The sequence below is a fragment of the Herbiconiux daphne genome (genome assembly GCF_024979295.1).
In the GTDB taxonomy this organism is placed as follows: domain Bacteria; phylum Actinomycetota; class Actinomycetes; order Actinomycetales; family Microbacteriaceae; genus Herbiconiux; species Herbiconiux daphnes.
Genome location: NZ_JANLCJ010000427.1, coordinates 1 through 679, shown reverse-complemented (window position 1 = coordinate 679; position 679 = coordinate 1). Strand labels below are relative to the sequence as shown.

The following is a 679-nucleotide window of genomic DNA, read 5'->3' as shown; positions in this document are numbered from 1 at the left end:
AGACGGTTATACAATTTATGAGGATGAATTTAACCTATGAAATATTACAATACAAACGCCATAGACAAAAAGAACGCCGTCTATAATGTAATTTTCGGTGAACGTAGTAACGGTAAAACATATGCCCTACTCCTGAAAGGGCTAAAAGAGTTTATCAAAACTGGTAAACAAATTGGTTACGTTCGCCGCTGGAAAGAAGATATTACAGGTCGCCGGGCGGCTTCTTTATTTAACGGTATCAATGAAAATAAAGAGGTAGAAAAATTAACCAAAGGCGAATATACAGGGGTTCATTATTTCGCTGGTCGCTGGTATCTTTGCACCTATGATGAAAACGGTAAAGCTGTATATTCCGATACAAATATTCTTGCCTATTCATTCGCCCTATCATCCGGGGAACATGATAAATCTACGTCATATCCAAATATAGGCATCATTATTTTTGATGAATTTCTTACTAACCGTCTTTATTTAAATGACGAATTTGTCCTCTTTATGAACTGCGTTTCTACAATTGTACGAAAAAGAGAGGACGTAAAAATTTATATGCTCGGTAACACGGTCAATAAATTTTGTCCGTACTTTAACGAGATGGGTTTAGTACACGTTCCCAAAATGAAACAGGGAACAATTGACGTATATTCATATGGCGAATCAAAACTCACTGTAGCGATAGAAT

General features: G+C 36.2%; 1 protein-coding gene. It reads left to right on the top strand.

The annotated features are described in order from the left end of the window. Window positions 1-36: 36 nt before the first annotated feature. A partial coding sequence (locus N1032_RS25645) for a phage DNA encapsidation protein (RefSeq protein WP_259543427.1) occupies window positions 37-679 on the top strand: 643 nt, incomplete at its 3' end.